The organism is Serratia sp. PAMC26656 (assembly GCF_016469055.2).
Taxonomy (GTDB): Bacteria; Pseudomonadota; Gammaproteobacteria; order Enterobacterales; family Enterobacteriaceae; genus Serratia; species Serratia plymuthica.
In genome coordinates, this window is record NZ_CP150486.1 from 4,543,796 (window position 1) to 4,569,331 (window position 25,536).

Below are 25,536 nucleotides of genomic sequence, written 5' to 3' on the forward strand. Positions count from 1 at the left end.
TCTTTCCGTCCTCGTCATCCATGAGTAAAGAGCCAGAGATTGCTTCCCCTGGCCCATTTCACTAATTGCCGAAAGTCAGCTAAATCCTTATTGGTAGACGACGGTAAAGTTTGCCGTCGCGTTGGCGCTACCAGTACCAACAGCCGCATAGGCGTAATAACGGGCCATAAAGTCCAGCGTGTTATCCCCTGTAGAAACCAGAGTGTAAATGCGTGAATCTGCGCCCAGATTAATCACGTTGTTCTGATCATCCAGCAGTTGCACCCCCACACCGGTCGCCGCATCAGTAGCCGCCGTCAGTTCCAGTAAACCGGCCTGACCCACGACTTTAGTACCGTCAAAACGCACCGTGGCACCAGAAACTGTTTTCGGGCAGTCCTTCAGCACCAGGCTGAACTGTTTGGCCCCAGCGGTTTTACCCAAGGTGAATGCGTCTTTGGAAACTTTACCCAAGACAACTTCCTTGTTTTTTGATGTGGTATCTACGGTACAGGACTGATCGGTAATCGAGCCCTTGAAGTTGACTACGCCATCGGCAGCGAATGCCGAAGTGGCAAATACGGACACGCTAACAACGGCTAAAGCCAGCAGATTTTTTTTCATCCTAATTTCCTTTTAATTAATGCGAAAACGCATTGGTTTATTCCCGACATAACCTTATGTCACTCCTTTTATTTAGCTCACAAACCGGGAGGTACGCTCCGACAGGGGTGATTTATTGCCGCAAGCCTATTCATCCAAACGGTTCATTTTGAACTAAAGTGACTCATTTGGTTTTTTATGCTATTTATTTTACTTATCTTGGTTTTTTATAAATAATTCATTAGGTTAAATAAGAGGAAGTGGTTAAAAAAACCAGAGTGTTGGATGGGACATTTAGAGAGGTTGGAAATTAAGCAGGATTATACTTAGATCATGGCTGGCGATAATTTAAATAAATACCGCTCATCCTTTTGTTTTTAAATAAAAAAACCGAATATTTAGGAAAGAGCTGATGCGAGTGTTGACATTGGTTTTACACGTCCTTACAGTATGTTTCAGTTTAGTTCAAAGTGACTCCTTAAATATATTAACTCAAATCCTGCTTACCAAATTTCCTTGAATCTTTGTGCATTGCTGGCGGTATAAATGACTGTATTCTGGATATTCTTATGCCCCAGGTAATCCTGAATTAGCCGGGTATCTATCCCACGGTCGGCCAAGGCAAATCCACAGCCGTGGCGCAGCATATGAGGGTGAGCGTTTACTTCCAATTTAGCCACTCTGCTGTAATGTCGAATCAGAGAATAAATTCGTTGGCGTGACAGGCGCCCTCCCCGGTTCGAAAGGAATAACCATTCCCCATCGGCCCCACGGTGCTCTTTACGTTTTTCCAGCCAGCGCCGCAGACATTGCCTTTCACGCAGGTATAATGGGTGAACGGTGGAAAAACCATTTTTCAACCGATGAACATAAATATTACCCCCCTCTAGATCGATATCCGAGAGTCGCCAACCCCCAATTTCGCTGGCGCGACAACCATGTATAAAACACATATATATCATGCAGTAATCGCGTTCTGGATTCTTCCCCTGCAGCGTAACCTCAAGCAACCTTTCAACTTCGGAAGGCATTAGATGTTTACGATTGGACATGGTACCTCTATTACTTTGATCAGAAAAATGTGGCTGTCATTTTCCTTTTACATCACCACAATGGATACGCGGAGCGTACTCCGGTTTACGGATAGGTTCCTGCATCCTGCGCGGAGTATAGCGGATTTGATCTGACTGAACAGCTCTGGTTAAAGGTGATAATTACCGGCATAATTCATGCTGAAAATGAACCACATGCTGAGTAATGCTAATGGTTTCAATATGCAAAACCTCTATTTCATTAAAAAAAACTAACGTAAAACACCGATCCCCACCAAAAACACTGGCGAATTATCGCTATAAATAAAGAATATTCCTAAGGATATTACACTGCCGTTCCAAGCCCTGTTTTCATATGTAACAAAACGAAATCAGAATACTCATACAGTGCACATTGATATTTTTATCATCTTATTTACCGATATCGAGGAATGATAATCGGTGCGGGGAGCGGCATTAAGGAAGAACAGCCATACCTCGGTGCGAAACCTGAGGCATCTTATTATACTCTATGGGTTTCAAGTTGGCCGCTCAAGCCGCATCCATGCGCTCGCGGCATTCGTACATTCCTGTCAGGCCCCAGCTCGTTCATCCCCAGGAGCTTACTCAGGTAAGTCACTGGGGTGACAAATCTGCCCGGAGCAGATTCTTGCTACAGCCCTGGTGGAGAGTCGCTCATGGACGGGCCACATAAATGAGTGCAGGTCACAACGCTGCGTCTTGAAAGACGACGGATATAGACAGTTATTGCGCGGACATATAATGACAGAGCTGTGACAATGTCAGATCCGGCTGGTCAATAAACACGTCTGCACTGAGTGATATCCCGAACTCCCGCTTGGCCAGCAGCATCAGCTCCACATAATCCAGGCTGTCCAATCCTAACTGCCGCAAAGGTATATCTGCCGACAGGGACGCCCGATCCAACTCCCTGGCCTCGTATAGCAGGGTGCAAATAGCTTCATACAAGATTGGGTACTTTTCCATCATCACTCCTGCTGGTTATTCATGTCAGCCTTGCCAAACACCAATGCCGCATTAGCGCCGCCAAAACCAAAGCTGAGGTTCATTACGTGCCTCAAATCCCCGGAGCGATGCCCTTCGCTAACATAGTCAAGATCACAGGCCGGATCGGCCTCGTTCAAATGGCAAGTGCCCGGTATTACCTGTTGCTGAAGAGCCTGCAAACAGAGGATGGACTCATAGCTGCCGGAGGCGGCAATCAGATGGCCGGTATAAGATTTGGTACTGGAAAGTGGAATGCGGTATGCATCCGCTCCCAGCGCCAGTTTGATGGCTTCAGTTTCATTTAGATCGTTGAGCGGCGTTGAAGTGCCATGCGCGTTGATATAGTCGATTTCGTGGCTGCCAAGACCCGCCTGCACAAGAGCCTGTTGCATGGTTTTCACTCTGGCCTGCTTGTCATCCGCTGGAGCAGTAAGATCGAAGGCGTCCGAATAATTGCCGTATCCTTTGATTTCTCCCAATATCGTTGCACCGCGCGCCAGAGCAGCATCACGTTCCTCCAGGCACAGCACCGCCGCCCCTTCAGCCAACACAAAGCCGTTGCGCGCCCGGCTAAATGGGCAGCTGGCTTTGGTGATATCCTGCTGCTCATTGCTCAACACACGCAGTACATCCATATTCCATATAGCACCATTGTTCCTCAGCGACTCGGCAGCACCGGCCAACATCATGGTTGCGCGGCCACTGCGAATAATCTCAAACGCCTCGCCAATAGCGATGCTCCCGGTTGCACAGGCAGCGGAGGGTGAACTCTGATATCCCCTGAGCAACCAACGCTGGCTGCAGATCGCCGTCGCGATATTGGGCATCGCATGAAAACCGCCGAACAATCGGCCCAGGCCTGAATGCTGATAATCGACGTTATTGACCAGGATCTCATCCTGCCCGCCCCACCCGCTGCCGATAATGGCACCGCAATCCAGCGAAGGATAAAAATGTGCCGGCCCAGTCGAGGCTGAAAAGAATGCCATGTCTATCGCTTCCGTCGCCGCCGCCAAGGCCAGCCGAGCAAAACGCGGTAATCGACGCAGGGTCGCCCGCGATATGCCTTCAAGCAGCGGCTCTTCATCCATCAACGCAAAAAAACGTGAACGGATCCCCGCAGCCGATTTGTCGTGATACCGATAGGCTAATCGGTACGCCATAATAGCCTGCCAATTTTGTTGCGCATTGGTGCCTAATGCCGTTACAGCACCATAGCCGGTTACCACAACCCGCCGCTGCAATCTTCCCTTATCCATGTTTAATTCCTTTCCCTTGATTCTGAGATGCTGTGCCACCCAGCGCCAACCACAGTTGCATGGTGGCATTCAGATAACGGTACTGTTGCTCCGACAGCGCATTCTCACTGGACAACAGCGCATCCTGAGCATCCAGCAACGTCTGCAAGGACACCGCACCTGCCTGATATTGGTTCTGCGCCAAAATAACGCCTTGCCGACTCATCGTCAGATGCTGCCGTTGGTTGTCGATTTGCCGTTGCGCTTCCAAACGTTGCTCCATAGCATTATCCACGTCCGCCAAGGCGCGATAGACAGCATCACGAAACTGGATTTCCGCCTGCTGCGCCCGCAACAGCGCTTTCTCGCTGGATAATCGCATCTTGCGCCATTCAATAAACGGCAGCGTCAGAGACATCCCCAGCGCGCGCGTCGGATCGCTGAACCATTGCCGAAAGACTCGGCTACCCGCCTCCAGCGAGGCATCCAGGCTCAGCGTCGGATAAAAATTCAAACGAGCCAACTCGGCTCCCGCCAGAGCAGCTCGCAGCCGCCGTTCCGCAGCCTGGACATCAGGCCGTTGAGCAATCACGGCTACCGGCTGGCGTTGAACAATGGGGACACTCTCGATAGCCAGCGATTGACGCTCCCAACGCCGTGCGAACGGTGACTGGCCAAACAGCAGCGCCAGGGAATTACGCGAGTTCTCCCGTTGCCGGCGCAGGTCATGCTGCTGGTTTTCCCGTTCAAGCAACTTTTGCTCGGCCTGCAACACTTCAAACTTTCCGACGTCACCGACGGCATGGCGCGTCTTCACCTGTCGCACGGTATTTCGCGCAATCGCCATCGCAACCTGCTGCTGCCGATTTTGCTGGTTCAAATTGGCGATTTGCCAATATAAGCGAGCAGCGGTGCCAATCAGTACCAGCGCCGTATTTTTCCGGTCCAATTCGGAGGCGTCGGCCAGCCATGCAGCCTGTTCGCGGGTCCGCGCCAACTTGCCCCACAGATCCAATTCATAGCTCAGGGAGAAGGCCATCTGGTAGCTCTCCTGAGGCCGCGCTGCGCCCTGCAGCGCCCTGATATTGCGGCCACTCAGGTTGGCGGCCATATCCGGGGTCAGGTTGCCGTTCACCAGCCCAGCGTCTAAAAGGGCCTCGCGCCATTGCAAGCCGGCCAGTGCCAGATCTTGATTGCTTGCCAGCACGGCGTCGATCACAGCCGATAGCAGCGGATCGTTAAAATTGTCCCACCAAGCGCCACCGCTACGTAGCGCCCCGACATCCTCGTCGGCAATGCGCCATTGTGACGGCAGTAATAGCTGCCGCTGCGCCTCCCCGCCGGCAGGGCTCCCCCCGCAACCACCGATCAGCAAAACAAAAACCAACGTTAAAAATTTGCTCATTCGCGCGCCAATGCCTCTACGGGCTGCAGCCGGGCGGCGGTGCGCGCCGGAAAAAAGCCAAACCCCACGCCGATCAGCGCCGAAAAACCACAGGCCAACAGCAATGGCGGCCAGGTAAATACCATGGTGACCTGCGGCGTCAACCAGGCCAGCGCCAGGCAGACCAGGGCGGAACAGGCAATGCCCATAGCCCCCCCCAAACTGCAGATGACCACCGCCTCAATCAAAAACTGGCGCATAATGTCTCTTTCTCTGGCGCCAACCGCCAACCGAATCCCTATCTCATGGGTGCGTTCCGTTACCGACACCAGCATGATGTTCATCACGCCCACGCCGCCAACCAACAACGAAATGCCTGCGATGGCTGTAATCAGCCAGCTCATGGAGGCGGAGGCTTTCTGTAGGGCTTGTGTCATCTGGTCATCGGTCACCGTGAAAAAATCCCGCCGACCATGTTCCAAAATCAAGCGCCGCTCCACATCATCTCGGGCCTGGGTCAGAGAAAACCCTTCCCGTACACGCATCACGATCAACTCCAGCGGCATATCGCCTGATATGCGGCCGGTCAGAGAGGTGTAAGGCAACCAGGCAAGTGGCTGAGCGCCGGCGTATTTAGCGCCCTTGCGTTCCGCCACGCCGATGACCCGATAAGGAACGCCCGCCAACGGCAGCACTTCCCCGACAGGATCCCGCAAGGAGGAGAACAGCACCTGCCTAAGCTGCGTATCGATAATCACCACCGGTTCGCGTTGGTATAAGTCCTGTTGAGTAAAAGTGCTGCCGGAGATCAAACGGGTGCCCTGCGTACGAAAATAACCGTTGCCGACGCCCATGACGGGAAGCTGTACCTGCTTGCCATCCCGAACGGCCAGCACCTGAGCACTGGCTACCGGAGAAACGCTGTCGATATACGGCAATGTCGACAGCAGTGCAACATCCTGCAAGCTCAGCGAGCGTTCAAAATCCGGGCGTTTCTTTTCCCATCCCAACCCCGGGCGGATCTCCAGCGAGCTGGCACCCAGCTGACTGATTTCATTCAGGATGTTTTGCCGGGTACCCTCGCCGATGGCGATCGAGGAAACGACCGCCGCGATGCCGATGATGATGCCGAGCATCGACAATAGCGCCCGAACCCGGTGCCCAAGCAAAGCGCGCCAGGCCATGCTGACGGCCTCCCTGAAAGCCGGCCAGAGGTGCGCCCGACTGAGCGGGGCGGAAAGCGCTGGAAAATGACCGTTAGCCGATACCCGGCGCGTATCATTATGGCGATCGGTAACGATCTCTCCGTCGCCGATCTCAATGATCCGCTCCGCTTGCTCCGCAATCCGGCGATCGTGCGTGACGATGACGATGGTATGCCCGGCTGCGTGCAACGCATGCAGAATGCCCATCAATTCCTGGCCGCTGACACTGTCCAACGCACCGGTAGGCTCATCCGCCAGGATGATTTCCGCACCGTTCATCAGGGCGCGAGCAATACTTACCCGCTGCTGCTGCCCACCTGACAGCTGGGCCGGGCGGTGCCGGCCATGTTGGGACAATCCTAAACGCGCCAGCAGACACTGCGCTCGCAGGCGGCGCTCAGCAGCAGGCATAGCGGTATACAACGCCGGGATCACCACATTTTCACTGGCCGTCAGGTACGGCATCAGGTGATAGCGTTGAAAAATAAAACCGACATGGCGGCTGCGCAGTTGGGCCAACCGCTCACCGTCCGCCTGCTGAATCGCCACATCGTTGATGCGGACTACGCCTTGAGAGGGTTTATCGAGACAGCCGATGATGTTCATCAGTGTCGATTTTCCGGATCCGGAGGCACCGACAATAGCCACCATTTCACCACGCTGAATGCACAGCGAGATGTGTTTCAATATCCTTACCCTTTGCTCGCCGGCGTTGAAGTCTCGGGAAACATTTTCCAAAACGATCACTGGCGTGGCCTTAGCGGTCATGATCTTCCTCTGTGTCATTCTGCGGAGCCATTAGCACCCACTCACCTTCCTCCAGCCCTGCCAGAACCTCGGCGTAGCGGCGATCGCTAATGCCTGTCCGCACCTGGCGCGACACAATCTGTTCCCCCTGACGCACCCGTACCTGATATTGACCCGCGCCCTGCGGTGCACCGAGTGCAGCCGTCGGTACCCGCAGCACGTCCGTCGCCCGGTCGGTAACAATGAATACCTGCGCCGTCATCGAGGTGCGCAACCGGCGCTCGCCGTTAGCGACGGCAAAAACGCCGTTGTAGTACACCGCCGACGACTGCTGGCTCAGATTTCTGTTCATCGGATCGGCCTCCAGCGCCTCGGTCGGCGCTTGCTGTATCGTCCCCATCGCGCCGTCATAGCGCCATTTGGGATCGGCGGCGGCGTAGAACCACAGCGGTTGCCCCACCTGCACTTTCAGGATGTCGTTTTCTGATATCCGGGTATGCACCATCATGGTATCCACGTTGGCCAGCACCAGGAGGGTCGGCGCACTCTGCGAAGAGACAATGGTTTGCCCTTCCTGAGTAACAATGCCCAACACCTCACCGTCAATGGGCGCAACAATGCGGGTAAAGGCCAGATTAGCTCTGGCGGTTTCCAGCGCCATTTCCGCCTGAACGATTTGCGCCTCATTCACCTTCAGTTGCGCCAGTTGGGCATCTCGCTGCGCCCGAGCCTTCTCCAGATCGCTGAGCACGCCGGCGCTATCTCGTCGCAGTAGCCTCTGGCGTGTGAGTTCCAGTTGGTACTGCGTCAACAACGCCTCATTCATCAGTTTCTGCGCCTGCGCGCTTTGCAACTCAGCCTGTGATTTGCGCAGTTCGTTTTTCTGCAAGGTCGGATCTATTTCAGCCAACAGTTGCCCCTGGCGCACTCGATCGCCCTGTTTGACATACAACTTTTTCAACTGCCCGTTTACCTGCGCGCCAACATTGACCTGCAGAGCCGGTTTAAGAATGCCTGTGGCCAAAACGTTTTTCTCGATGTCGCCACGGCCGATGCGCACGGCGTTCGACGGCTCCATTGCGCGCGGACGGTTCAGCAGCGCCAAACTTCCGGCGATCAACAGCACAATGGCAAACAGCACCACCAGGCCGAAAAGCACTTTTTTCCTTATCATGTCACTCAACCGCCGTATGACGTCTCACCGTTGTGTGAGGAAAGGCTGCGGCTTCCAGCCGACCTTCCGCCATGTGTAAAACCCGATCAAACAGCGGCAGCAGCCTCTGGTTATGGGTAACGGTAATCAGTGTCTTACGGTGTTCCCGACAGTGGGCCAATAACGTCGCTATTACCTTACCCGCAGTGTCTTCATCCAGATTCGCCGTCGGCTCATCCAGCACCAGTACCGGGCAATCGCTGTACATGGCGCGCGCTAACAACAGGCGCTGGCGCTGCCCCAACGACAAGCCGGCGTGACTTTCCCGCACCAGCGCATTCACCCCTCCCGGCAACTTCGCCACCACGTCGGCCAGACCCAGTCCGCGCAGCGCCTTTTCTACCCTCACCAGTTGGCCCGGCATCGGCGACGCAAACAACGTAATATTCTGTAATACCGAGGCATTGAACAAAATATCCTCCTGGCTTTGCAGGAAAAACAACCCTTGGGCCGCACCGCCGTCGATCGTTTGACCGTCCAGTTCCAGCACGCCGTGTTGAGGCACCAGCAGACAGGCCATTACCTTCAGCAAGGTACTCTTGCCGGCGCCGGAACCGCCGGTAATGGCAATGCACTGCCCCCGTGTCAGGGATAGCGACAGATCCCGCAAAATCGGCTGGCCGGCATCGTAAGCAAACGTCACCGAGCGGTAGCACAAGCGGGTATTGAAGCCAGCCACCCGGCCACCGCGTTGCCCGGTAGCAGAAGACAAAGCGGGAAACAGATCCCGCGCGCGTTCGTCAATGACATGCAGTTGGTTTTTATGCAGGACGGAAAAAAAGATCTTGCTGGTATAAGAAGTGAATATTTCACGGATGAAACTGTAGGCGAAGAATGCGCCCAGGCTGAGCTCGCCGCTCTTCAAGAATGGCAACGCCAGCAGCATGAAAAACACCATCTCCAGGCTGGCGATCAGCTGGTAAACGCTGCCCTTCACCTGCTCATAGATTTTTTGTCGTTGCAGGCAGCTAAACAACGAGAGAGCGTGGGCGGCGAACCCCTGCTGCCGCTGACCGGTAAGCCCGGCGGATTTGATGGTTGCAAAACCCTGAATGGTTTCCAGGATAAAGTCATTTTGCGCAGCGCCTTTCGCCTGCAACTGCTGGGTGTAATAGCGGTCCTGATAAATGGCCCATACGCTGACGGCCCCCATCAGGAGCATGCCGATTACCGGCACCAGGGCCAGTATCGGGCTCAGATAACACATCGCCACCAACGCGATCGCACCGATAATCCAGTCGGTGCGCAGGCTGTTATCCAACTCTATCTTTTGCCCGGCGGCCATTTGCCAACTGGTGAAACGGCTGAAAATCTCACCCGGCGCACGTTTATTGAAGAAATTCAGCGAATTATCAAGCAAACGGGAAAAGCCGGCCGCACTGTGCAGCAGCACAAAGTTTTTGATAAAACGTTCGGTAATCATGCGAACGGCCAACGCCAGGACGGTCGAGACTACAAATGCCAACAGGTAATAGAAGTAAGGAAAACCCGCCTCCCCCGCAGTCGAGAATACCTGGTTAATCGCGCTGCCCACCATCACCGGCATAATGAATAACGTCAGCGAGATAAAAAATGTCATGGCCGCCAGGCGATAAATACCGGCAAGGGCGGCGGTATCTTTCATGCTCAGGCTGGCGAACGCGCGCCAACGCCCGTGGCACTTTTTTCCTTCTGCCCTATGAGATGCAGGTGTACCTTCGCGATCCAACACCAGCGCATAGCCGCTAATTTCTGCTTTCAACGCGCCAAGCGGCAACAGCTGTTGGCCGAACGCCGGGTTCATTACACAGACGTAGTTCCCTTTACGATAGGCCAACAGAACATAATGGCCCGCGCCGTAGTGCAAAATCGCCGGCAAAGGCAGAGCGGCGAGATCTTGATGTTCAAACGCCACCGGATAAGCCGGCAGCGCCAATTCTGACAGTATGGCGCACAGCGTCGCCAGCGAAGTGCCGTGCTGTGACGCCGGGTAACGATCCCGCAGATCCGCCAAAGACGTGTCGATCCCTTGAGTTTCCGCCAGCATGACGATACAAGCCAATCCGCATTCATTGGTTTCGCTTTGAAAGACCGGCGTTGGAATAATGTGTTCCATGCTTTGTTTTTACATCCCTGACTTATTCATTAATAAAAAACAATGAATGCGAATGCCATAACAGCCAATCATCCGCATGCCGAACCATTGCCCTTTCCACTATCCCTGGCAGGACACGACCGATATTTTCTGCAGCAACCGGTTCATCGATATGAATGTGGATCCCGCCGTCGTAAGAGAGTGAGTAAAACACCACCTGAGCCTGTAACGCGCGCGACAACCGGGCAATGCCGCTGTGCAAATGCGCCGGGCGATTGAACAAACGGCAGGCCAGCTTGGCCGAGAGATCCTTATTGCTGTTCAGCGTGTAATCCGGCGTGATATCCGGGAACAAAATAATATTGCGGCGATGTTCTGCGGCTTCCAGCATCGCCTGCGTCAACTTGCCGGCAATCCGCCGTTGATCGTCGTGAATGGAACAAAGGTCAACATTCTGTTGCCACTTTGGAGCCTGCCGCAGATACTCCTGCGCCTCGCCCGAGACAATCACCGTGGCCTGCCCCGGATACACCCCAGCCCCCACCAGCGTGGCCAACACGTCGGAAACCGTATGCATCGGCGCCAGGATCACCGGCGTTCCAGACCGCTGCAAAGGCTCCAGCACCCGGTTTAGCCGGGCGGAACACTGTGCAAGTTGGCCCAAAAGCTCGGCGTTATGTGCATAAACCGCGGCAAAATCCAACAACCGCCGCCGCTGCATCAACCAGGAAAAATCCAGTTCATCCGCGCGCCCCAGCAAACTGCGATAATTCGCCATGGCCACCGCGCTCCGGTTGCGCTGACCAGACGGCAACAATGACCGGCAATGCAGCCGATGCCGGAGCCCCAAATAAAGGCGGTAATCCATACGCCGCAGCATGGTGCACACCAGCCTATCCCTGAGACCGACGAGCTTTGTGGTATAGCGAACTATACCGTCGAGACCATTTTTCCATGCCAGATAGACCCATACGGAAAAGAAACGCATCAGGGCTCCAGCGGCTTATCATGCTGTAAGAGGGACAGTAACTGCTCGCTGAAGGCTGGGAAGTCGCGGTCTTGCACCGCCAGCCATTTCCTGTTGACGATAAAGCTCGGGGTAGCATTGACCTGGTAATAGCGGCTTACCGACGACATATACGCCAGCAGTTCTTTCACCGGTGCAGAAGCACTGGCCCTATCGTATGCCACTTCATCAATGCCGTTAGCCTTCAGCCAACCGACAAGGTGCTGCCTATCCGCCAAATTAATCTTTTCTTTTATGATTGCCTGATAGGCGGCCGGACGATACCGCGCTTCGATCCCCATGACCGTCAGCGTGGCAAACAGCGGCGCAAACGCCGCCATACCGCGTTGATCGTCGTCATTGAGGTGCAGCCGTATCAAACGGGTCCCTGCGGGCAGATTTCTTTCCAACTCGGCGATATTGCTTTCATTTATCTCGCAATAATGGCAGGCGTAAGAAAACACTTCGACAATAGCATTAACCTCTGATATTGGGCTGCCACTCACCTTCTCCGGCGCAATAGCTCTCACTCCCACGCCTTCGGGTTGATTGATAACGTAAACGTGGAAATATGCCGAAGTTATAATGGATGTAATAGCAAAAATAAAAAATGTATAACTAAAAAATAACAGTGGACGTTTATACATGGGCGCATCCTGCGAACGAACCAACATTCAAACCTGCCAGGTGAACATTTATTATGGAAATTCAACACCGTGATGAACGGCAATATTATGCTATTGATAAAACGCCGGCAGGACCAAGGCGGGGTGGCAACAGAAACCACCCCGCTTGATAACCGTTAACCTAAATGCAGGCGTTCAGCACGTATCGGTTAATTAGGAACACTGGTACCGCCAAGACAACTGGCCGAAGGTGCCGGACGGTAGGTTTTTTTCACTCCGCCGAATTTATCTGCGCAGGTTGTTACCAGGTCGCAGGTCCGGTTATTGCCGCTTCCCACCCACTCGAAATTTTTGGTGCAAACGAAAGTACCACCAACGACTTTTTCCGCTTCAGACAGATTGATCTTTTTCATTACAATATCCTTATTTATATTAAAATTAGAAATACACGACGCTATTGCTTTTCACTTCAGGCAAAAAACAATTCTAAAAAACTATTGCAGGGACAATTGACTAACAATAAAACCGAGTCGCAAAAATAATAGCCTTCTCAAACTGGCAGATCAATACAATTATCTACATTCAGCCATAGCGTTACTTTACCCGCTAAGCCTTATTGATAAGATAACTCTATTAAAAATGACATAAAAATAAGAAAATAAGAAAATCCCAGTAAAAATGGGAAGGCAACGAAAAGGATAATTCTCAAATCAAGTGCTATTTAAATAAGAAATCATCAGGTCTGACCAGTTGACAAAGCCTGTAAGCGGCGACGAAAAGATTGCTTCCTGCCGTGCCGGATTTACACTGACGTATCAAACCGGTCTCTGCGATGACAGGATGCCAATGCTAGCCACACACGAATACGCCAATGACCTGATTCTATTTGCCCTGATTGTTGACTGCGGCTCATTCAGCAAAGCCGCCGAAACCGCCGGCGTGACCAGCTCTGTGGTCAGCAAACGCATTGGTCGTTTGGAAAAATCCCTCGGCGCGCGCTTGCTGTACCGTACGACCCGAAGTCTGACGCTCACGGAAAGCGGCCAGGCGCTCTACCAGCAGGCCAAAGACATCGGCATGAAAGTTCAGGATGCGCTATACGCCGTCAGTGAAAAAAGTGAAGAGCTGACCGGCACTGTCCGTATGTCGGTGCCAACCATTTCCGGGGAACTGTTGCTCAGCGAAAGCGTGGCGGAGTTCTGCGCGCAACATCCAAATCTGAAGGTAGAAATGCGGCTGGAAAACCGCTTTGTCGATTTGGTAGAGGAAGGCGTAGATCTGGCGATCCGTACCGGTACCCTGCCCGACTCCAGCCTTATCGCACGCCCAATTCTGGACTCCCGCTGGGTGATCGTCTGCTCGCCTGGCTATCTTGAGCGCCATCCTCAGCCCCTGTCGGCCGCTGATCTGCTTGAGCATAATTGCCTGACGTATACCTATCAGGAAAGCGGTACCGATAACTGGTTAATGAAGCAACCGGGCGGCAACGACATTTACGAACTGCAGGTCAACGGCAACCTGTCCGCCAATAACGCCCGCGCGATCCGCAAAGCGGTCATCGGCGGCTATGGCATAGCCATGGTGCCGCGCTGCATGGTGTACGAGGATTTGCAGGACGGTAAACTGGTGGAAATTTTAGCCGGCCATTGTGCAAAAGTATTAGGCGTTTACGCGGTCTATCCCTACACCCGCAATTTGCCGTTAAAAACCCGCCTGCTGATCGAACATATCATTACGTCCTACCAAAATATCAGCCACTTTTTTTGAAACGGCTCACATTATCGGCATTTAACTTTCACCATCGGCAACGGGGATTAGAGCACTTTCAGACATAAACTGTGGCAAATTAACGCCTAATGAATGCAGCTGCGTATTCCCATAAAATATAACCAACTGATTAAAAACATCTTTAATTAGAGGTTTCATTACCCCAACGCCATTATTTCTTACCCTTGCCAGGCCGGCCAACAATCCGGCATAGAACCCCTTCACCTATTGCGCTTAGAATAAACACAGCATAATTATTAATACTTTCGCTACATTTTAGGTCGACATTCCCCCCGCACGCCGTAATCAGCGGCCTCCATCGCAGAGAGTAAAAACATGATTATTTCCGCGTCAACCGATTACCGGGCCGCTGCACAGGCCAGGCTCCCCCCTTTTCTGTTCCACTATATTGACGGTGGAGCTTACGCCGAACATACGCTACGGCGTAATACCGAGGATCTGGCCGACATCGCCCTGCGCCAGCGCGTGCTGCGCAATATGTCGGATCTTAGTCTGGAAACCAGCCTGTTCGGTGAAAAACTGGCGATGCCGGTGATACTGGGGCCCGTCGGATTAACCGGCATGTACGCCCGTCGCGGTGAGGTACAGGCTGCCCGGGCAGCGGCGCAGAAGGGCATTCCCTTTACCCTTTCCACCGTGTCGGTCTGCCCGATCGAAGAAGTGGCGCCGGCTATCGATCGGCCGATGTGGTTCCAGCTATACGTCCTGAAGGACCGTGGCTTTATGCGCAACGCGCTGGAGCGTGCCAAAGCCGCCGGCGTGAAAACGCTGGTGTTCACCGTCGATATGCCGGTGCCAGGCGCACGCTACCGTGACGCCCATTCCGGCATGAGCGGCCCTAACGCCGCCCTGCGTCGCATGTTGCAGGCATTTACTCATCCGCAATGGGCCTGGGACGTCGGCCTGCGCGGCAAGCCGCACGATCTGGGCAACGTATCGGCCTATCGCGGCCAACCCACCAGTCTGGAAGATTACATTGGCTGGTTGGGGACGAACTTCGATCCTTCCATCTCCTGGAAAGATTTGGAATGGATCCGCGAATTTTGGGAAGGACCGATGATCATCAAAGGCATTCTCGATCCGGAAGATGCCAAAGATGCGGTGCGTTTCGGCGCAGATGGCATTATCGTTTCCAACCACGGTGGCCGCCAGTTGGACGGCGTGCTGTCGACCGCCCGCGCGCTGCCGGCGATCGCCGATGCGGTAAAAGGGGAGATTACCCTGCTGGCCGACTCCGGAATCCGCAGCGGTCTGGATGCCGTGCGCATGATCGCGCTGGGCGCCGACAGCGTGCTGCTGGGGCGCGCCTTCGTCTATGCGCTGGCCGCCGCCGGCGGCGCCGGCGTCAGTAATCTGCTGGAACTGATCGACAAGGAAATGCGCGTCGCCATGACGCTCACCGGCGCGAAAACCATCGCGGATATCGGCGCCGGATCGCTGGTCGCCGGGCGCTGAATCACGGCGGTTGCATGCGAGATGAACTCAAACGCTCCGCCGGATTATTCCCGCCGCAAAAAGAAATCCTTGATGGTTTGCCGCAGCCATTGATGTGCAGGATCACGGTCCAAACGCGGATGCCAGGCCTGAACGATGAATACCGATTCCAGCGCCAGAGGCAGTTCGATCTCTACCAACGGCAGACTGACGCTGCTCACCCCTTGCAACACATGGCGCGGCAGCGGCAGGATAAAATCTGACTTCATGGTCAGCATCATCGCCGAATGAAAGCCGGGTAAGGTCAGGGTAACATTGCGCTGCAGACCAAGATCCCGCAGTGCATCATCGATCGGCCCCTGTGTCCTCCCGCGTCGTGAAACGCTAATGTGAGGATAATGCGTCAGGGTTTCCGGCGTGACCTGATCAATGATCGGATGCCCCCGACGCACTAGCGCCTGAAAGCTGCTGGCGAACAGACTCTGAGTCTTGATTTCCGGGTGCCAGTTGCGCGAAGAGCCAATCACCAGATCCACTTTCCCCATACGCAGCGCATCATCATCGGTATCGCTTTCGGCAATAAACTTCAGGCTGCTCAAGGGCGCCATTTCTCGCAGCGTCTCCAACAACCCGCCCGCCAGCGCGCCAATAAAAATGTCATTGGCGCGAATGGTAAAAGTCCTTTCCAACCCTTGCGGATCGAATGATTCAGTTGGCGCAATCAACGCCGTGGCCTGCTCGATGATGTCGCTGAGCTGCCGTTTCAGCGCCAGTGCGCGCGGCGTTGGCACCAGATTTTTACCGGCTCTGACCATAATGGGATCGTCAAACTGACGCCTAATCCGCCCCAAAATGCGGCTCATCGCCGGTGCGCTCAGGTTCATCTTTTCTGCGGCCCCTCCTACGCTCCCCTCTTCAAGCAGCAGATTCAGCGCATAGATCAGGTTGAAATCAATTTTTTGCGGCATCGCTTTTCCTTTTGCAGCCATATTCTGGATTGCGTTTTATGCAACTATTTAATTACATGATTTCATTTTAAACAATCTAAAGAAATCTGGATACTGCCCACGAACAACAAAGATTGATGATGAAACAGCAGGAGTAAGGAATGGTTGATGCGTCTGTTACGTCGCACCATAAGAACAAATGGCTCACCAGCGCGGGCGAAATTAACGGCCGCACCTGGTTGGGATTATTCGGCGTTTTTTTAGCGGTCATGGCCAGCGGAGTGGGCGAGAATGCCAGCAAATTCGCCCTGGCGGACATTCAAGGTGGCATGCTGCTGAGCCAGGATGCCGGGAGTTGGCTGACCACCTGCTATGTCACCGGCTTTGTGATCGGGTCTGGATTTACTCCATGCTTCTGGCCGACTTTTTCACTGCGCCGGGTGGCGCTGGTGATGTCCGCCATTTACCTGACCGGCGGGCTGATCACCCCCTGGTTGGCAGGCCATTATCCGGCTCTGCTGGCAGTACGGAGCCTCCAGGGTTTTGCCGGCGGTGCCCTGCCGCCGATGCTGATGACCGTGGTACTGCGCTTTATGCCTCCGCTGATCAAAGTGCTGGGATTAGGTGCCTACGGTTGGGTTTCCGCCTGGAGCGCCACCCTCGGTGCCACAGCCGCCGCCTTTGCCTTTCACTGGGGATGGAGTGGATATTTCTACTGGAATCTGCCACTGATGGCGATCGCCGCCGTTTGCATCGGCTATGGTCTGCCGCAAGATCCGCTGCGGCTGGAACGCTTGCGGCAGTTCAACTGGCGCGGTTTGCTGCTCGGCGGTACTGCGCTGGGCATGCTGACCACCGGCATTTCTCAGGGGGAGCGGCTCGACTGGCTCAATTCATCGCTGATATACGTTTTATTATTGGGCGGTATCGGATTGTTAATGCTCTTTTTGATCAACGAATGGTTTCACCCGCTACCTTTTTTCAATCTCCAATTATTAAAGAAAAGAAACCTGTCTTTTTCATTAATAACACTGGGCGGGGTTCTGATTATTATGGTGTCACTGGTAAATATCACTTCTGGTTATTTATCTGCGATTCAAGGGTATCGACAGGAACAAACGTCAGACATGATGTTATGGGTGGCGCTACCCCAATTAATTACTCTGCCGATTATCGCCGTTATTTGCAATACGCCACGGGTTGATTGCCGCTGGGTACTGGCCATCAGTCTGCTGTTGATGGCCACCGCCTGCCTGTTGGCCTCTCAACTAACGCCAGAATGGAACGGCGACAGTTTTCACACCATTGCATTGCTGCAGGCGATTGCCCAACCGATGGCGATTATACCGCTGTTGATGCAGGCAACCGGCGGGCTGTTACCGACCGACGGCCCTTTTGCGGCCGCATGGTTCAACGCGGTGAAAGGATTCTCGGCCACTGCGGCCAGCGGTGCTATCGCTCTGCTCAGCCGGCAGCGCGGAGATTTTCACGCCGACGTTATCACCGACGGTTTTGGTTCAACATACCGTGACACCTCGGCAGCCGCTGGCGAACAACTGTCGCAGATCGCCAGCAGACAAGGTCACGTCTTGGCCAGCGCCGACCTTTATATGTTGGTGGCTGGCTTGGCGTTATTGCTGACGGCACTGATTCTTTTTATGCCGACCCGTATTTATCCACCGAGGTCGGTTGCCGCTTAGCAATTTATTATCAGGAATGAATAATGAGTGGAGTTAACGTTATGGCGAATAAAAAAGCCACCTTTGCCGTGCTGACAATTATCGTTGTTACGCTGGGTTTATTTATCAGTAAATTTTTTTTCAATGAAACGCAGCAACATACCGACGATGCCTATATTCGCGCCGATATATCGCGCATATCTCCGCAAATAGCCGGTGAAATCACCCAGGTGCTGGTTAAAGACAATCAGTGGGTCAAACGGGGGGAACTGCTGGCCGTCATCGACCAACGCGAATTCAATGTCGCTCTTTCACAGGCAGCGGCACAGGAACAATCCGCTCGTGCTCGTCAGGAAGACGCCAGAGCCAACATGGTTCGACAAAATGCGCTGATTGCTGGCGCCCAGGCGGAGCGGCAGGCTGCGCAGGCTGAACTGGCGTTTGCCCGCCAGGAACAGAGCCGCTATCAGAAAATGGCCAACAGCGGTGCGGGGTCCTTGCAGACGGCGCAGCAGGCAACGACGCGCGTTCACACCCTGTCAGCCAACGTAGCTCAGACGGAAGCGGCGCTTAAGGCAGCGAAAAACATGCTGCAAGTGTTGCAGGCCCGGCAGGCGGACAGCGATGCCGAACTGACGCTGGCGCAGGCTAAAAAATCCATGGCTGAACTAAACCTGTCCTACACCCGCATTACCGCGCCGATCGGTGGCATTATCGGCAAAAAAAGTCTGCGGGTCGGTGAATTTGTCAAACCGGGCGATGCCCTGCTGGCCATCGTACCGCAGGACAAGCTGTACATCATCGCCAATTACCAGGAAACCCAATTGGAAAAAGTGGTGCACGGGCAACCGGTAGACATCCGCATCGATACCTTTCCCGGGCAAATGCTGAAAGGCCGGGTGGACAGCATTTCTCCAGCCTCCAGCGTCAGTTTTTCAGCCGTGGCGCCGGAAAACGCCACCGGCAATTTCACAAAAATTGTTCAGCGCATACCGGTAAAAATTGTTTTTGATATCAATAAAGAACACGCCACGCTGCTGAATGCCCTGCGCGTCGGTATGTCTGCGGACGTCCGCATCAATACGCTGGACAGGGGGCTGCAATGAACAGAACCGTCATTCCGCTACTGTTCATGGCGTTAACCGGCTGCCAACAGGTTGGCCCGAACTATGCCCCACCGCAAAATGTTCTGCCCAGAGATTGGGATCTTCACTCCGGCCGCGATCCGTTACCGGTAGCCTGGTGGTCAATATTCAATGATTCGCAGTTGTCGCAGCTGGTGCAACGTGCGGCGGTAAACAATCTGGATCTGCAATTAGCTACCTCGCGCATGCAACAAAGCCGCACATTGCAGGGGATCGCTGACGCGGCCCTAACGCCGGATCTGAGCCTGGACGGCAGCTACCAGCGCCAGCACGCTACCTCAGCAGGCAGCATGGATCCGTCCGGTAAAAACGGCGAGGCGGACTTTAATCTTTGGCGCGGCGGATTCAGCACCGTCTGGGAGTTGGACATGTGGGGCAAGCTGCGCCGCTCATCGGAAAGCGCCCGGGCCGGTTTCGCCGCTTCGCAAGAGAACCGTCGAGCGGTACTGACTTCGGTGACGGCAGAGATAGCGAGTGATTATCTGCGCCTGCGCGCCACTCAGAGGTTGCTGGAGGTCGCGCGGGAAAACCGCGCCACGGCACTGCGCACGCTGCAGTTAACTCAGAATCGATACCAAAACGGCGCCGGCAACGAGCTGGATATCGACCAGGCACAAGTGCAATTGGACAGGGTGGAAGCCCTGTTACCGGAGCTGGACGACCGGCAAAATCGGCTAATAAATGCCATCAGCCTGCTGCTGGGTGAACGGCCCGGTGCGCTGAAAGCGGCATTAACGCCGCCGGGTCCACTACCGTTGCTGACTCGCCCCGTGCCGATGGGGATGCCTTCGGAACTCGCACTGCGCAGGCCGGATATCCGTGAAGCGGCAGAGCGTTTGCATCAGGCCACCGCAGAGATCGGCGTGGCCACCGCCGACTATTATCCGCGAATTACGCTGACCGGTAACGCAGGCTATCAGGCTCTGGCCTTATCGGACATGGGCAATTGGTCCACCCGAACCTTCGCCATTGGCCCCGCATTATACCTGCCGATTTTCGACGGGGGGAAAATCACGCAGCGTGTACGTTTGAGCGAATATCGGCAACAGGAAATGGCCATTGCTTATCAGCAAACGGTTCTTCGCGCCTGGCATGAGATAGACGACGCCCTTTCCGGTTATCAATCTCAACAACGGCGCCAAGCGCATCTGGCCGACGCACTGGCCGCTAACCAACACGCTTTCGCGCTGGCTCGCGATAGCTACCTGAACGGTGCCAGCGATTTTATCAACGTCCTGAACACGCAGCGCGCATTGCTGGATCTGCAATCTGCTCAGATCGTTTCCCAACAGGAAACGGCACTCGCCGTAGTTAATTTATATCAAGCGCTGGGCGGCGGCTGGGAGCAAACCTATCCGTCAGCAGCGCCTAAGGAGCCCGTTTATGCACAACACGCTGAATAAAATTGTCGACGATATTCTGGAAAAAGATACCCGCCGCAAGCGTGAAGCCAGAGTCAGCGCAGTGAGGCAAATGACCGCGAAAACCAAGCGCATTACCCTGAGCGGGGACGAAGTGGATAAATTTATTGCCGATCCGCGCACGCTTGAGCCGGCCTCTTGGATCAAGGTGTTTTTCCCCTGCCGCGATACCTTGGCAGGCCGTGCTTACACGCTGAGCGGCATCGACAAATTCGCCCGTACCTTCGACATCGATATGGTGCTGCATGGCGAAGGTCCGGCATCAGACTGGGCACGAGATGCGATGCCGGGCGATAAGTTAGGGTTTGCCGGCCCTTGTTCCGGCGGTTTTCGGCTGTTGCCGCAAACCCGTTGGCTGCTGCTCGGCGATGAAACTGCCCTGCCCGCCATGCGTACCATCCTCGCCTCGCTGTCAGAGCCTTTACCGGTGTTGTGGTTTGCCGAAGTGAGCGATGCGCAGGAAATTCAGACCGTCGATTACCCCTTTCTGCGGGTTAACAGTTGGCAAATTCGCACCCGACATTTTGACAGCGTAATGAACAGCCCGTTGGTGCAGGCCGTCAGTCACTTCGCTCTGCCCGCCGGTCAGGGCCAGGTGTGGATAGCCTGTGAATGCCAGATCGCCGCTTATCTGAAGGACCGATTTATCAATGAATTGGATATCCCCAAAACCGCGCTGTTCGCCAAAGGTTATTGGAAAAAAGGGGAATCTAATTTCAAGGGTGCAATTTAAACCGCACGAACGGGAGTCACTATGATTGGTAAAGTGCTATTGGCAGTAGATAACTTTGAACACAGCGGCAACGCCCTGCAATTTATGCAACGCATGCAAAGCTGCATTTCCGGCATTATAGTGCTGACGGTGGTGGATAACGCTTTCACACTCAGCCACAGTGGGCTGCGCTTCGGCAGCGATGAAAGCGACGAATATCCGGCCGCTCAGCACGAAGAGGCATTGGCGCAAAAACAGTTGGGGCAAGTGATCCGGGCGCTGAACCAAATGGGGTTCCGTGCCCAAGGTCTGCTGGCCAGCGGCGCGCCCATCGACGTGATCCCTGAGCAAATGGTGCTGTTCAACTGTGACCTGTTAATCATCTCGCATCGGCATCTGTCTTCACTGGGGCGCTGGCTGAATGCCTCCGTTACCCGTGGCCTGCTGGACGAGATCGGCCAGCCGGTGCTGGTGATCCCGCGCTGATACCTGCACTCACGCCTCAAGACGTCACCGGCTTCATGGCGTAGCGATGCAGATCCTTATGCAGACTGACCATATACAGCACGATCACCGCCGAGAACGGCAGGCCGCACAGCACTACGGCGGTCTGCATCGCGCTGAAGCTGCCTGCATACAACAGGCCGATGCACACCACGGTGGTCACCGCGGCCCAGAAAATGCGCAGCCAGGCCGGCGCATCATCTTGCGCCGAGCCGCCTTGGCAAGACAGGTTGGCGATCATCAGCGTGCCGGAATCGACCGGCGTCAGGAAAAGTACAAAGCTGATCAACACGGTGAAACCGGCGGTGAGTTGGGTATAAGGCAGGTATTCGAACAGCTTGAATACCGCCATCGGCGGATCGCTCACCGCCACCTGGCCGAGGATCGCCTGCCCGCTTTCCAGCACCAGACTGATGGCGGTGTTACCGAAGATCGACAACCACGCCAGGGTAAAGCCCAGCGGGATCAGCAACATGCCGAAGATCAATTCACGAAGGGTACACCCTTTGGAGATGCGCGCGATAAACAGGCCGACAAACGGCGCCCATGCTACCCACCAGGCCCAGTAGAACAGCGTCCAGGCGCCCTGCCACTGGCGCGCCTTGCCGTACAGGTACATGTCAAAGCTTCTGCTGACAATCGAGGTCAGATAGTCCCCCACGTTCTGCAACATGCCGTTGACCAGGTTTAGCGTCGGGCCGGCCAGAAACACGAACAGCAGCAGCAGGCACAAAAAGCCGACGTTGATATTGGACAGTATCGCGATGCCCTTTTCTACGCCGGTGACCGCCGCCAGCGTGGCCACCACCATCATCACCACGATCAGCACCAACAACACGCCGTTGCTTTGCGGAATATCGAACAGGTAAAACAGCCCGGAGTTAACCAGTAAGGCACCGATCCCCAGATTGGTCACCATCGAGATCACCGTGACCAAAATGCCGAAGCTGTCCACCAGGTGGCCGATACCACCGTGAATGCGCTCGCCGAAAATCGGATACAGCGCCGAGCGCAACGCCAGCGGCAGGCCGCGACAATAGGCGAAATACGCCAACGCGGTGGCGATCAGCGCATACAGCGCCCAGCCGTGCAGCCCCCAGTGCAGAAAAGTGAGCGCCATTGCCTGACGCGCGGCCTGCACGCTGCCACCGCTGCCTTCCGGCGGCGACAGGAAGTGATCCAGCGGCTCGTAAGCACCGTAATAAACCAGCGCAATGCCGATACCCGATGAAAACAGCATCGCCACCCAAGAGGGATAACTGAACTGCGGTTGCTCGTCGTCCGGCCCAAGGCGGATATGGCCGAAGCGCGACAACGCCAGCCAAAAAACAAACGCCATACAGGCAACCATCAATAACATGTAGTACCAGCCGAACACATCGGCTACCCAGCTCTGAGCCAGGTTAAGCCACTGCTTGCTGCCGGCCGGGAACAGCACGATCAATACGCCCAGCAGCAGGATCACTGCCGCCGAGCTGAAAAATACCGGTGCATTTAACCTAATCGGTTGTTCACCGTGAGAGGGGAGACTATTCACTGTCATTGGCAGGGTTCCATGATGCAAAAGACAGACGGTTTAAATGCAACCTTTAGTTAACATTTAATCGCCATTTATTTGACATTTTTGCAGCATATAGAGTATTGATTGACCGTTCAATCAATCAAATTAAAACTGTGATTTGCCTATCAGTCGGGGAAAAAATGTACCGTAAAGACATTCCGGAGCAGCGTAAGGAACAGCTGATTAACGCGGCCTTCGAGGCCATTAACGTCGTCGGCCTGGCCGGCGTCACTCTGTCGCAGGTGGCAAAAGAAGCGGGGCTGTCTACCGGTATCGTCAGCCACTACTTTGGCGATAAAGAGGGATTACTGAGCGCCACCATGCGCAAGATCTTGCGCGATCTGCGCGACGCGGTCGCCGAGTGCCGCAGCCAGGCGGCCGCCGACAGCCAATCACAGCTATTTGCCATTATTCAGGGTAACTTTCATCCCAGCCAAACCAATGCGATCTCGATGCGCGCCTGGCTCGATTTCTGGGCGGCCAGCATGCACCAGCCGCCGCTGCGCCGCTTGCAGCGCGCCAACGATCGCCGGCTCTATTCCAATATCTGCAGCCAGTTCCGCCGTGAACTGCCGCAACAACAGGCGCGCGATGCCGCTCGCGGGCTGGCGGCGATGATCGATGGATTGTGGCTACGTGGCAGCCTGGCCGGTGGCGAAGCGGATCTCAGGCAGGACTGTCGCATTGCCTGCGACTATGTGGTGCGCATCCTGAACGAAGGTCAGCCGGCGGAAAACCCTTCGGCAAAAGCGCCGCGCAAGTAGCTGCTGAACTCCGTTACCGCACGCGACACCTGCGGTGCATAGGGCCGCACTACGTAAAGACTATCGGCGAAGGCGCCAATCGGGCGCCAGGCCGGCAGTACCTCAATCAACCGCCCGTCCGCCAGCGCCTGCTGCGCGCTGAAATCCGGTAGCAGAGCAATGCCCAGCCCTTCCGCCGCCGCATCGCGTATCGATTCGCTGTTGTTAGTGGCAAACGGGCCGCTGACCGGCACGCGAACCTTGTCCACTTTCCCCTCAGGCGAGTGCCTGGCGACAAAACTCCAGCCCGGCTGCTCACTCCCCCGCGGATAGTAAAGGCACTGATGCCGTTGCAGCTCGGCGGGGGATGCTGGCATGCCGTGCCGTTTAATATAGTCCGCCGACGCCACCGCCAGCGTTTCCGTCGGGCACAGCCGCCAGGCGACGTGCGTATCCGGCAGGTTATCGCTATGGCGGATCGCCAGATCGAAACCTTCGGTGGTTAACGATACCAGCCGGTCCGACACCTCGAGCTGTACCCGCACCTCCGGGTTGGCGCGCAGAAAGCCGGTAATGCGCGGCACCAACTGCTGGCGGGCAAACGCCACCGGCGCCGTTACCCGCACCGAACCGCGCAACGGCCCGGTGGAGTCGCAGATGCCGGAGAAACTCTGTTTAATCTGCGCGAAAGGCTGGCGCAGTTCCTCTACCAACCTCAGCCCGGCATCGGTCAGCCGGACGCTGCGGGTTGTACGCTGCACCAGCGGTACCCCGGCCAGCATTTCGATCTCTTTTATTTTCTGGCTCATGGCCGCTTTACTGACGTCCAGCCGCTCCGCTGCACGGGTGAAACTGCCCTGTTCGGCCAGTACGGTAAGCCAGTGCAAATGGGTCCACAGGGTGTCTATTTTTGGATTTTTCATCGCCAACTGTTCATTTATATAAACAATGAGTTCAAGTATAGCGCTTCTTCCCCTGCTGCGGCTTGGCTAAGATGGATTATCGGAAGCGATGCAAAAACGCTGCCCTACGCATCTGAAATTTTTTTAACTCACTGACAGGATTATCCAAATGCCATTACTTATCTTCGAAGTTATCGAGGGCCGCGGCGAAGCCGAACTGAAAATCCTGCTCGATGCCGCCCACCGTGCCGTGCTCAGCGCCTTTGAGGTGCCGCAGCGCGATCGCTATCAGATTGTTCATGAAAACAAGGCTCACCATATGGTGATCGAAGACACCGGCCTTAACCTGACGCGCACCCGCGATCTGGTGGTGGTGCGGGTGATCACCAGCCCGCGCGCCGAAGAGCAGAAACAGCGGTTTTACGCCGATCTCAGCCGTGAGCTGAAAGAAAGCTGTGGAATCGAAAGCAGTGACCTGATGGTGTCTATCACCACCAACAGCAAGGGCGATTGGAGTTTTGGCAACGGCGTGGCGCAGTATCTGACAGGCGAATTGTGATGCCTG

23 protein-coding genes are annotated in these 25,536 nt (G+C 55.0%); 9 read left to right on the forward strand and 14 right to left on the reverse strand.

Going from position 1 to position 25,536, the window contains the following annotated elements:
• Window positions 1-87: 87 nt before the first annotated feature.
• The 11 genes from JEM67_RS22440 to JEM67_RS22490 all read right to left on the reverse strand — a co-directional run bounded on the left by JEM67_RS22440 (window position 88) and on the right by JEM67_RS22490 (window position 12,548).
• On the reverse strand, window positions 88-603 hold the full coding sequence (locus tag JEM67_RS22440) for a fimbrial protein (RefSeq protein ID WP_199637757.1): 516 nt from the start codon (window positions 601-603) through the stop codon (window positions 88-90).
• Window positions 604-1,085: 482 nt separating this feature from the next.
• Complete coding sequence (locus tag JEM67_RS22445; protein ID WP_199637759.1) at window positions 1,086-1,634, reverse strand: tyrosine-type DNA invertase; 549 nt, start codon at window positions 1,632-1,634, stop codon at window positions 1,086-1,088.
• 744 nt (window positions 1,635-2,378) lie between these two features.
• The gene (locus tag JEM67_RS22450; protein WP_199637761.1) at window positions 2,379-2,621 is read right to left on the reverse strand and encodes an acyl carrier protein; all 243 of its coding nucleotides are present in this window, start codon (window positions 2,619-2,621) and stop codon (window positions 2,379-2,381) included.
• 2 nt (window positions 2,622-2,623) lie between these two features.
• Window positions 2,624-3,901 carry a beta-ketoacyl-[acyl-carrier-protein] synthase family protein gene (locus tag JEM67_RS22455; RefSeq protein ID WP_199637946.1) on the reverse strand — a complete coding sequence of 426 codons (1,278 nt, stop codon included), beginning with the start codon at window positions 3,899-3,901 and terminating at the stop codon, window positions 2,624-2,626.
• Entirely contained in the window at window positions 3,894-5,285 is a 1,392-nt protein-coding gene (locus JEM67_RS22460; RefSeq protein ID WP_199637763.1) for an efflux transporter outer membrane subunit, read from the reverse strand. Before JEM67_RS22460 ends, JEM67_RS22455 begins: the two co-directional genes overlap by 8 nt.
• A complete protein-coding gene (locus JEM67_RS22465) occupies window positions 5,282-7,237 on the reverse strand; it encodes an ABC transporter permease (RefSeq protein ID WP_199637765.1) in 1,956 nt (651 codons plus the stop codon). Before JEM67_RS22465 ends, JEM67_RS22460 begins: the two co-directional genes overlap by 4 nt.
• Complete coding sequence (locus JEM67_RS22470; protein WP_199637767.1) at window positions 7,227-8,390, reverse strand: efflux RND transporter periplasmic adaptor subunit; 1,164 nt, start codon at window positions 8,388-8,390, stop codon at window positions 7,227-7,229. The genes JEM67_RS22465 and JEM67_RS22470 overlap by 11 nt, the downstream gene beginning before the upstream one ends.
• A 1-nt stretch (window position 8,391) precedes the next feature.
• Window positions 8,392-10,524 (reverse strand): peptidase domain-containing ABC transporter, encoded by a 2,133-nt coding sequence (locus JEM67_RS22475; RefSeq protein ID WP_199637769.1) that lies wholly within the window; start codon window positions 10,522-10,524, stop codon window positions 8,392-8,394.
• A gap of 22 nt (window positions 10,525-10,546) precedes the next feature.
• Entirely contained in the window at window positions 10,547-11,491 is a 945-nt protein-coding gene (locus JEM67_RS22480) for an ABC transporter (RefSeq protein ID WP_199637771.1), read from the reverse strand.
• Window positions 11,491-12,156: a DsbA family protein gene (locus JEM67_RS22485; RefSeq protein WP_199637773.1), complete on the reverse strand. Its 666-nt coding sequence runs from the start codon at window positions 12,154-12,156 to the stop codon at window positions 11,491-11,493. Before JEM67_RS22485 ends, JEM67_RS22480 begins: the two co-directional genes overlap by 1 nt.
• Before the next feature lie 188 nt (window positions 12,157-12,344).
• Complete coding sequence (locus JEM67_RS22490; protein WP_199637775.1) at window positions 12,345-12,548, reverse strand: DUF4762 family protein; 204 nt, start codon at window positions 12,546-12,548, stop codon at window positions 12,345-12,347.
• A 433-nt stretch (window positions 12,549-12,981) separates the two neighbouring features.
• Between JEM67_RS22490 and JEM67_RS22495 the strand changes: the two genes are divergently transcribed.
• Together JEM67_RS22495 and lldD are read left to right on the forward strand one after the other, a co-directional pair.
• Entirely contained in the window at window positions 12,982-13,902 is a 921-nt protein-coding gene (locus JEM67_RS22495) for a LysR family transcriptional regulator (protein ID WP_199637777.1), read from the forward strand.
• Between the two features lie 336 nt (window positions 13,903-14,238).
• Window positions 14,239-15,378, forward strand: a complete 1,140-nt coding sequence (gene lldD / locus JEM67_RS22500) for an FMN-dependent L-lactate dehydrogenase LldD (RefSeq protein ID WP_199637779.1) — start codon at window positions 14,239-14,241, stop codon at window positions 15,376-15,378.
• 44 nt (window positions 15,379-15,422) lie between these two features.
• On the opposite strand, the gene JEM67_RS22505 is transcribed toward lldD, so the two are convergent.
• Window positions 15,423-16,325 (reverse strand): LysR family transcriptional regulator, encoded by a 903-nt coding sequence (locus tag JEM67_RS22505; RefSeq protein ID WP_199637781.1) that lies wholly within the window; start codon window positions 16,323-16,325, stop codon window positions 15,423-15,425.
• A gap of 140 nt (window positions 16,326-16,465) precedes the next feature.
• Here JEM67_RS22505 and JEM67_RS22510 point away from each other — a divergent pair, with 140 nt between their 5' ends.
• From JEM67_RS22510 to JEM67_RS22530, 5 genes are read left to right on the forward strand one after another with little or no spacing between them, the layout of a single operon-like run.
• Window positions 16,466-18,004, forward strand: a complete 1,539-nt coding sequence (locus JEM67_RS22510; protein ID WP_199637783.1) for an MFS transporter — start codon at window positions 16,466-16,468, stop codon at window positions 18,002-18,004.
• A gap of 23 nt (window positions 18,005-18,027) precedes the next feature.
• Window positions 18,028-19,089, forward strand: a complete 1,062-nt coding sequence (locus tag JEM67_RS22515; RefSeq protein WP_233527803.1) for an HlyD family secretion protein — start codon at window positions 18,028-18,030, stop codon at window positions 19,087-19,089.
• A complete protein-coding gene (locus tag JEM67_RS22520; RefSeq protein ID WP_199637785.1) occupies window positions 19,086-20,531 on the forward strand; it encodes an efflux transporter outer membrane subunit in 1,446 nt (481 codons plus the stop codon). Before JEM67_RS22515 ends, JEM67_RS22520 begins: the two co-directional genes overlap by 4 nt.
• Window positions 20,512-21,282 carry a siderophore-interacting protein gene (locus JEM67_RS22525; RefSeq protein ID WP_199637787.1) on the forward strand — a complete coding sequence of 257 codons (771 nt, stop codon included), beginning with the start codon at window positions 20,512-20,514 and terminating at the stop codon, window positions 21,280-21,282. Before JEM67_RS22520 ends, JEM67_RS22525 begins: the two co-directional genes overlap by 20 nt.
• Before the next feature lie 21 nt (window positions 21,283-21,303).
• The gene (locus JEM67_RS22530; protein ID WP_199637789.1) at window positions 21,304-21,747 is read left to right on the forward strand and encodes a universal stress protein; all 444 of its coding nucleotides are present in this window, start codon (window positions 21,304-21,306) and stop codon (window positions 21,745-21,747) included.
• A gap of 16 nt (window positions 21,748-21,763) precedes the next feature.
• Here the strand turns inward: JEM67_RS22530 and JEM67_RS22535 are convergent, their stop codons facing one another.
• The gene (locus tag JEM67_RS22535) at window positions 21,764-23,308 is read right to left on the reverse strand and encodes a BCCT family transporter (RefSeq protein WP_199637791.1); all 1,545 of its coding nucleotides are present in this window, start codon (window positions 23,306-23,308) and stop codon (window positions 21,764-21,766) included.
• A gap of 158 nt (window positions 23,309-23,466) precedes the next feature.
• Between JEM67_RS22535 and betI the strand changes: the two genes are divergently transcribed.
• Window positions 23,467-24,090: a transcriptional regulator BetI gene (gene betI, locus JEM67_RS22540; RefSeq protein ID WP_199637793.1), complete on the forward strand. Its 624-nt coding sequence runs from the start codon at window positions 23,467-23,469 to the stop codon at window positions 24,088-24,090.
• Here betI and JEM67_RS22545 read toward each other — a convergent pair.
• Window positions 24,048-24,992, reverse strand: a complete 945-nt coding sequence (locus JEM67_RS22545; RefSeq protein ID WP_199637795.1) for a LysR family transcriptional regulator — start codon at window positions 24,990-24,992, stop codon at window positions 24,048-24,050. The genes betI and JEM67_RS22545 overlap by 43 nt on opposite strands.
• Before the next feature lie 148 nt (window positions 24,993-25,140).
• Here JEM67_RS22545 and JEM67_RS22550 point away from each other — a divergent pair, with 148 nt between their 5' ends.
• Window positions 25,141-25,530, forward strand: a complete 390-nt coding sequence (locus JEM67_RS22550; protein WP_199637797.1) for a tautomerase family protein — start codon at window positions 25,141-25,143, stop codon at window positions 25,528-25,530.
• The last annotated feature ends 6 nt before the right edge of the window (window positions 25,531-25,536 follow it).

Bases quoted from the DNA above. Each gene is read 5' to 3' on its own strand.
- JEM67_RS22440 (WP_199637757.1), bottom strand. From the start codon at position 603: ATGAAAAAAAATCTGCTGGCTTTAGCCGTTGTTAGCGTGTCCGTATTT.
- JEM67_RS22445 (WP_199637759.1), bottom strand. From the start codon at position 1,634: ATGTCCAATCGTAAACATCTAATGCCTTCCGAAGTTGAAAGGTTGCTT.
- JEM67_RS22450 (WP_199637761.1), bottom strand. From the start codon at position 2,621: ATGGAAAAGTACCCAATCTTGTATGAAGCTATTTGCACCCTGCTATAC.
- JEM67_RS22455 (WP_199637946.1), bottom strand. From the start codon at position 3,901: ATGGATAAGGGAAGATTGCAGCGGCGGGTTGTGGTAACCGGCTATGGT.
- JEM67_RS22460 (WP_199637763.1), bottom strand. From the start codon at position 5,285: ATGAGCAAATTTTTAACGTTGGTTTTTGTTTTGCTGATCGGTGGTTGC.
- JEM67_RS22465 (WP_199637765.1), bottom strand. From the start codon at position 7,237: ATGACCGCTAAGGCCACGCCAGTGATCGTTTTGGAAAATGTTTCCCGA.
- JEM67_RS22470 (WP_199637767.1), bottom strand. From the start codon at position 8,390: ATGATAAGGAAAAAAGTGCTTTTCGGCCTGGTGGTGCTGTTTGCCATT.
- JEM67_RS22475 (WP_199637769.1), bottom strand. From the start codon at position 10,524: ATGGAACACATTATTCCAACGCCGGTCTTTCAAAGCGAAACCAATGAA.
- JEM67_RS22480 (WP_199637771.1), bottom strand. From the start codon at position 11,491: ATGCGTTTCTTTTCCGTATGGGTCTATCTGGCATGGAAAAATGGTCTC.
- JEM67_RS22485 (WP_199637773.1), bottom strand. From the start codon at position 12,156: ATGTATAAACGTCCACTGTTATTTTTTAGTTATACATTTTTTATTTTT.
- JEM67_RS22490 (WP_199637775.1), bottom strand. From the start codon at position 12,548: ATGAAAAAGATCAATCTGTCTGAAGCGGAAAAAGTCGTTGGTGGTACT.
- JEM67_RS22495 (WP_199637777.1), top strand. From the start codon at position 12,982: ATGCTAGCCACACACGAATACGCCAATGACCTGATTCTATTTGCCCTG.
- lldD (WP_199637779.1), top strand. From the start codon at position 14,239: ATGATTATTTCCGCGTCAACCGATTACCGGGCCGCTGCACAGGCCAGG.
- JEM67_RS22505 (WP_199637781.1), bottom strand. From the start codon at position 16,325: ATGCCGCAAAAAATTGATTTCAACCTGATCTATGCGCTGAATCTGCTG.
- JEM67_RS22510 (WP_199637783.1), top strand. From the start codon at position 16,466: ATGGTTGATGCGTCTGTTACGTCGCACCATAAGAACAAATGGCTCACC.
- JEM67_RS22515 (WP_233527803.1), top strand. From the start codon at position 18,028: ATGAGTGGAGTTAACGTTATGGCGAATAAAAAAGCCACCTTTGCCGTG.
- JEM67_RS22520 (WP_199637785.1), top strand. From the start codon at position 19,086: ATGAACAGAACCGTCATTCCGCTACTGTTCATGGCGTTAACCGGCTGC.
- JEM67_RS22525 (WP_199637787.1), top strand. From the start codon at position 20,512: ATGCACAACACGCTGAATAAAATTGTCGACGATATTCTGGAAAAAGAT.
- JEM67_RS22530 (WP_199637789.1), top strand. From the start codon at position 21,304: ATGATTGGTAAAGTGCTATTGGCAGTAGATAACTTTGAACACAGCGGC.
- JEM67_RS22535 (WP_199637791.1), bottom strand. From the start codon at position 23,308: ATGACAGTGAATAGTCTCCCCTCTCACGGTGAACAACCGATTAGGTTA.
- betI (WP_199637793.1), top strand. From the start codon at position 23,467: ATGTACCGTAAAGACATTCCGGAGCAGCGTAAGGAACAGCTGATTAAC.
- JEM67_RS22545 (WP_199637795.1), bottom strand. From the start codon at position 24,992: ATGAAAAATCCAAAAATAGACACCCTGTGGACCCATTTGCACTGGCTT.
- JEM67_RS22550 (WP_199637797.1), top strand. From the start codon at position 25,141: ATGCCATTACTTATCTTCGAAGTTATCGAGGGCCGCGGCGAAGCCGAA.